This window comes from Nonomuraea sp. 3-1Str, assembly GCF_031570565.1.
Taxonomy (GTDB): Bacteria; Actinomycetota; Actinomycetes; order Streptosporangiales; family Streptosporangiaceae; genus Nonomuraea.
This window is the reverse complement of sequence record NZ_JALHBK010000061.1, coordinates 1-6,659: the sequence shown is the minus strand read 5'-3', so window position 1 is coordinate 6,659 and position 6,659 is coordinate 1. Positions and strand designations below refer to the sequence as shown.

Here is a 6,659-nt window from a genome sequence, read left to right as displayed (position 1 = left end):
CGCGGGCCCGGCCCTGCGCCACGGCCGAGGCCGCCGCCGACCCCGCCGCCGCGCCGGTCGCGGCGGCCTGGATGAGCGGCTCCGCCTTGCGCACGCCCCAGCGCCCGATGCGGGCCGAGGCCACCGGCGGCAGCGCCACGGCCGACCGCTCCAGCGTGCGGGAGCTGGCCGCCTCGCCGAGCATGCGGGTGGCCAGCGTGTGGCCGTTCATCGAGGCGAACAGGTGCTGGAACGGCCTGCGGTAGAAGAACACCGCGATCGTCAGCAGGGCCATGAACAGGATCTGCAGCCCCCACGGCATCGCCGTGGAGATGATCAGCGCATAGCCGTACACGAGCACGCCGAGCACCAGCGCGAGCACAGCCTGCCGCAGCAGCGTGCCGACGAGCATCTCCACCCAGCGCATCGCGATGATGCGCCCGCTGCCCGGATGCACGCCGATCAGCAGGAACACCGGCCCCATGATCAGCAACAGCAGGAAGCCGACCTTCAGCACCAGCAGCGACACCGCCACCAGGAAGATGAGCACGCCCGCGACCAGGGCGGCGATCAGCGCGCCGATGGCCACGCCGAGCCGCGACGTCCAGTCCTTGCCCTGGAAGATCGCGAAGCGTGGGTCGCTCTGGAGCTTCTCCGCGATCTCGGCGTACTTCGCCTGGTGCGCCGCCGGGTCGGCGGCCTGCTGGCCCGCCGTCGGCGCCGGGATCGCCTGGGTCTCCAGCATGAGCCGGCCGTAGTCGCGCACCACGGGCGCGTTCGGGTCGGCCGTGCCGAACAGGCCCACCAGCCACGGCTTGCAGACGAGCGTCGACCACAGGGCGTCGGCGTTCTGGTCGACCCCCGGGGTGCCCGTCTGACCGTAGCCGCCGGCCTTCACCTGCGGGTTGGTCTGGCCGGGACCGGGCAGGCAGGAGGCGCCGCCCGCACCGGGCAGACCGGAGAAGGCAGAGTTGACCACCTCGCCGGTCTTGTCCGTGACGATCTTGCCGAGGCCCGTGAAGTCACCCGGCCGGCTGAAGAACCAGGTCGCGACCGTGACGGCCAGCACCATCCAGATGACGCCCTCGGCCGTCGTCGTGGCGCGCTTCCGGATCAGCCCGTACCAGGCCAGCCAGATCGCGCCGAGGATCACGATCGGGCGCAGGAACGGCCAGTACATCGCCTCCGACAGGTTCGTGACGATGTCGTCCACCACGTTCTTGATGGACTGGAGCGGCCCCTCCGTGGCGGCGGCCTGATAGGTGGTGATCGTCACCCGGTCGATCGCCTTGGCCCACAGGAAGACCGTGTTGGCCCAGCCGTTGCCCAGGACGGCGACGATGTCGGAGCAGCCCAGCCCGTACGTGTGCCAGAACTGGCCGCTCATGCCGAACTGCGCGTAGTTCGTGGTCGCCGCCGGGACCGTGCCCTCGGGAGGCGGCGGTGAGATCATGCCGTCGACGCCGCTGCCGATCACCTCGGGGGTGAGCGCCGGCGACAGGTCGCACGGGGCCGCGGCGGCCGGCGACATGCCACCCACCACGAGCGGGACCACGAGGATGCCCGCGATCAGGGCCAGCGCGAGCGCGAGCCGCCTGGGTAGCCGGACCTTCATGACCGTACCTCCTGCGCTCGGCCCACTCCCCCTTGAAGATCATGCCCGCTGTCGCCGGGTTTGTCGTGCGTCGGATTCGTGTCGAGCCAGCGCAGCAGCTCCTCCGAGATCAGGTCCACTGCGATGCGGCCGGCCCGGCCGTCCAGATCACGGAACACGCACTCGCCGTTGCCGAGCGAGCGCAGCACCGCCTTGTGCTCCTCCGACGGCTCCACCCCGAGCAGGGACATGACGTGGTCCACCTCGACCCGCTCGGTGGACCGGAACGCGAACACCGACGACAGGCAGTTGGTCACCTGCTCGTTCAGCAGGTCGCCGGCGTTCTGCGAGACCAGGACGAGCGCGGTGTTACGAGACCGGCCCATCCGGCTGACCTCGGGCACCAGCTTGGCGCCCTCAGGCGTGGACGTGATCGCCCACGCCTCGTCCAGGAAGATCGCCTTCGGGGCGCGGCGGTCGAGCCCGTTCATCAGCCGCCGCGCGAACTGCGACACCAGGTAGAGCAGCGCCACCGACAGCCGCTGCTCGTAGGAGTAGTCGTCGCGGGTGGTGGCCGCGTCCGGCAGCGTCAGCCCGCCCAGCGTGAACACGGTCGTCCAGCCCTCGCTGTCGATCTGGTCGCCGCCCGACGGGTCGAAGCACAGCCGGGCCAGGTGCATCTCCGACATCGAGCGGAGCACGGCCCCGAGGTTCTTGGAGGCCGCGTCCTCCGACTGCTCCAGGAACTCCACGACCTTGCCCAGCGACGGGTCCGGCGCGTTGGACACGGCGGCGACGGCCTGGATCATGGCCGACTCCCGCTCCTCCGACATGCGCGGCAGCAGCAGGCGCAGCGTCTCCGTCGCCATGGTCTTCTTGGCCGCGATGTCGTCGCCGAACGAGAACGGGTCCAGCAGGCCCGGCGCGGCCGAGCCGAGCGGGATGATCCGCGCCCTGCGCCCCCGCTTCTGCAGGAGCTGCACCAGCGATTCGGCGTCGCCCTTCGGATCGATCACCGCCACCGTGACGCCGCGCAGGGCCATCTGGTAGATCATCAACAGCGCCAGCGTGGTCTTGCCGCCGCCCGGCTCGCCGGTGATCGCGATGGCCGTCGGCCGGTTGCGGGTCGCCGCGACCAGCGGGTCGAAGTGGACGATGCTGCGCGCCCGGCCCACGGTCTCGCCGATGTACGGGCCGTGCCAGCCCTCGCTGCCCTCGCCGAGCCGGTCGCCGAGGTCGACGGTCGCCGTGGACATGCCGCCCGCGATCGTACGCAGCGGCTGGCGCTGGGCGTAGGCGTTGACCCGCACCTTCTCGCCCGGCAGCGCCTCGCAGAACAGCGAGAACTGGTCGCCCGTCGAGTTGACCACGTCGATGCCCATGTCGCGGTAGTGCTCGACGACCGCCTCCACCCGCTGCACGCAGATGTCCTCGGTCGGGGCCGACACGATGAGGCGATGCCAGCCGTACACGAAGGGCAGCCGCTCCTTGGTGATGCCGTGCTCCAGCATGCGGGCCGCGTCGATCTGCTCCGCCAGCGCGATCGGCGCCTCCGCGCCCGCCTCGCGGATGTGGATGTCCATGTCGCGGGCGTGCGCCAGCTTGCGCGCGACGTCCTTGGACGCCTTCACCGGCGGGATCAGCCGCATCCGCGACGAGATCTCCACCGGGAACGGGAGCTGGTCGGCGAAGTGCATCCACGGCTCGCCGTCCGGGAACGGCATGAGGTCGGGGAAGCGGGCGAACGACAGGTGCGCCACGTACGAGTCGCCCTGCGGCTGCACGATCCGCAGCAACGAGCGGCCGTTGTGGATCTCACCCTCCACCAGCGACTCGATCTCGCCCCTGCCCCAGCGCCGCTTCGAGCTGGCCGACGGAGGCGGATCACCGATGCCGCCCGCCGCCGCGTGCTGGAACAGCCACGCCACCTCGACGGAGGTGGCGTGACGGGCGTACAGGGCGCTGGAGGCCAGCGCCCTGCCGAGCCGCTCGGCCTGCTCCGTCCATCGGGCGATCTCACTGTCCGGCACGTGGTCGTCGGCGATGCCCAGCACCTTCTCGGTGCGCTGGTAGAAGCCGAACAGCTGCGACAGCACGCCGCCGCCGATCTGCCGGCCGCGCGGGCCGAGCCGGACGCCGAGGTACACCTCTTTCGTCCAGAAGTCCTTCGCCCAGACGTGCCGGTACATCTCCTCCAGGTACTCGCGCCAGCCCGGCCCCTCGTCGGACGTGCCGTTCAGCGTCATCGCCCACTCCGCCGCGGGGTACGTGCGGTGCGCCACCCGCAGGTGGACCTCGGCGTCCGGCATCCTGATCGCGGCCAGCGCAATCGTGATGTTGGTGGCCAGCGCCTCGCGTTCCTCGGGCGTGACGAACTCGTAGCTGACCGTCGGCAGGCGGAAGTACGCCCATGCGCTGGTGTCCGTGAGCAGGATGCGGTCGTCGAAGTAACGGACCGCGAGGCGCTGGTGCGCTCTGGACGCCCGGCTCATGCCACCCCCTCGGCGCATGAGCCGGGCGTCCACGCTCGCTCGTTCACTTAACGCTCACCGATTCTCGTGCCGGGGGGGTCACTCGCCAACTCCTCTTCGCTCACTCGGACGGACTGTGCCGCGAAGCCCGCGACCACCACGCCGGCGAGGGCCAGGTAGGCCCGGCGACCGGCCGCGCGCAACTGCCCCGGGTCGACGATCCCCGCGCCCCCCGGCGCCAGGTCGTCCTCCCAGGGGACCCGGACGATGGCCCGGCACCTGCCGCGGGCCACCGCCTCCGCCTGCTCGACGTCGGACATCGAGCGCCTGCTCACCCCGTTGACCACCATGACGGCCCGCCTGCGCAGGTCCGCGCAGCCGTGCCCGTCCAGCCACTCGTACGTCATCGCCACCGCCTCCGCGGCCTCCTCGCTCGCGGGGACCACGAGCACGAGCTGGTCCGCGTACGGCAGGACGCGGGCGGCCAGCGCGGCGGCCGGGTCGACGACGGTCAGCTTGTAGTGGCGGTCGAGCAGGTGGATGGCCTGGCCGAGGCGGTGGTCGGAGAACAGCGTGCGGTCCGACATCCGCCGCTCCGCGTCCGCGTCGGTGTCGGCCCCGATCACCTCCAGCCCGGAGGCGGTGCGGGTGGTGTAGCCCCGCATCGACAGGTAGCCGCCGACATGATCCAGCCCGGCCAGCAGCGAGGCCAGCGTCTCGGGCGTCTCGGGGGTCACCCTGCTCGTCATGGTCTCGCCGCCGGTGTTGGCGTCGACGGCGATCACCTTGTCGTCGCGGTGGCGGGCCAGGGTGTGGCCCAGCATCAGCGCGGTCGTGCTCTGCCCGGCGCCGCCGGTGCAACCGAGCACTACGATACGGCGGCTGCCGCTGAAGACGGCGCGGGCGCGGGCCTCGTCGATCTCGGACCCGTCACTGCGCACACCGCCGCCGCCGACGACGACCTGCGCGATGCGCCGCCACCCGCCGGAGTCGCGCCCGACGACGGACTCGACCCTCCGCACCCGCCCTTCCCGACTCCCCGCCGCCCCCACAACCCGCTGCCCAGACCCTTGCCCAAGCCCGCCCTCACGGGAGGCGGTCTCCTTGGGGGCGGTCTCCTGGGGGGCAACCTCACGAGGTCCGGCCTCATGACCAGCACTCTCGCGCGGGCCGCTCTCAGACGCGCCCCGCTCAGACGCGACCGTCCCGGACTCCGCCGTATCGGACGCGACGGTCTCGGACACCGTCGTATCGGACGCGACGGTCTCGGAAACCGTCGTCTGGGAGACGGCCGTCCTGGACGCACCCGTCTCGACCGCCGTGGGCCCTTCGTCGGCCGCAACCTCCTCGGGAGCCGTCACCGGAGTGGCAGCCCCTTCTGTGCGCGCCTGCGCGACGGTCGCCGCCTGCTCCTGCCCAGCCTCGGCGTGCTCAGCCTCCGCGTGAGCAGACTCGGCCCTGTCGCTCTCTGGCTGGGCCCGCGCGCTCTCTGGCTGGGCGTGCCCGGTCTCGGGGTGAGCCCGCTCCTGTTCGGCCTCCGACTCGCGGTGCTCCTGCTCGGTCGTGGCCTGCTCGGTCGTTGCCTGCTCGGGCTCGGTGTCGGCCTGCCCCTGCTCGGGCGCGGCCTCGGAACGGCCGAGAACCGGTGGGATGAGACGGGCCGGCTCGGAGTCGGGACCGAGCGGCGGCCACACCTGCCTGGGCGGTTGCCCCTTGCGGTGTTGCATGCGGGCCGCCTCGTCATCCCCCGGACGCTCACCCGTGAGACGACGACCGCCCCCTGCCTCCGCGCCGGGACCAAGGTCCGCGGCGCCGCTCTCCACGGGAGCCACGGGAGACCCGTTGGAGCGCGGCGGTGCGGGGAGGTCGGTGCGGGGGTTGGGCGGTGTGCGCAGAGTGGGCGGTGCAGGTAGATCGGGCTGGGGGGCGACGGCTCCGGTCTGGGGGCCGGGGAGCGCGGGTGAGGCGCCTCGGGTGGGCGCGGAGGGCTGCGGGTCGGCGCTGGCCGCGAGCTTGCGCAGCCGGCGAAGGGCCTCCGTGTCGATGGGCTTGCCCACCACGGGCTCCTGCCGGGCCCCGGACCGCTCCGCACGCCGTCCGGCGGACTCCCGCCCCTCACCCTGGGCGGGTCCGCGTACCGGCTTTGGGTCGGTCCGGCGCTCACGGACCGGCTGCGACGTCTCCGCCGCGGTCCGGCGGGCGGGCCGGCCGGTTCGCGTCTCGCCCGGGTCGGCGGAACTGACGTCGCCCTCCCCGGGCCCGCCCTCAGGCGTGGACCCGGCGTCCTGCCGTGCCGCCTCGTCGCCGTACAGCTCGCCCCAGCGGACGGGCGCCGGCTCTCCGCGTACGGTGACCTCTCCCTCCACGTGGACGTCACCGCGTACCGTGACGTCGCCTCCGACCGTGACGTCGCCCCGCAGCGTGACCGTGGAGGACTCGCCCTGCACGGTCACCGGCTCCTCGCGAGCGGCGGCGACCGCGGCGGCGGTGCCGAGCGCGGGGGCCGTGCCGCGCCGGGAGGCGGCGCCGCGGGCGGCCCGGCCCGGACGGGGGGGGGCGGCGGCGGGGGCGGGCGGGGGGTCGGCGGCCGGGGCGCGCGCGGCCGGGGCGGGCGC

General features: G+C 73.0%; 2 protein-coding genes and 1 pseudogene. All 3 read right to left on the bottom strand.

The features are described from left to right. Window positions 1-1,594 (bottom strand): type IV secretion system protein (locus MTP10_RS41735; protein ID WP_310717445.1); only part of this gene is annotated, 1,594 nt, incomplete at its 3' end. Beyond that, window positions 1,591-4,065 (bottom strand): ATP-binding protein, encoded by a 2,475-nt coding sequence (locus MTP10_RS41730; RefSeq protein WP_310717444.1) that lies wholly within the window; start codon window positions 4,063-4,065, stop codon window positions 1,591-1,593. The genes MTP10_RS41730 and MTP10_RS41735, both read right to left, overlap by 4 nt. 47 nt (window positions 4,066-4,112) lie before the next feature. Further along, a pseudogene (locus MTP10_RS41725) lies at window positions 4,113-6,659 on the bottom strand (hypothetical protein); the annotation flags it as partial.

Bases quoted from the DNA above. Each gene is read 5' to 3' on its own strand.
- MTP10_RS41730 (WP_310717444.1), bottom strand. From the start codon at position 4,065: ATGAGCCGGGCGTCCAGAGCGCACCAGCGCCTCGCGGTCCGTTACTTC.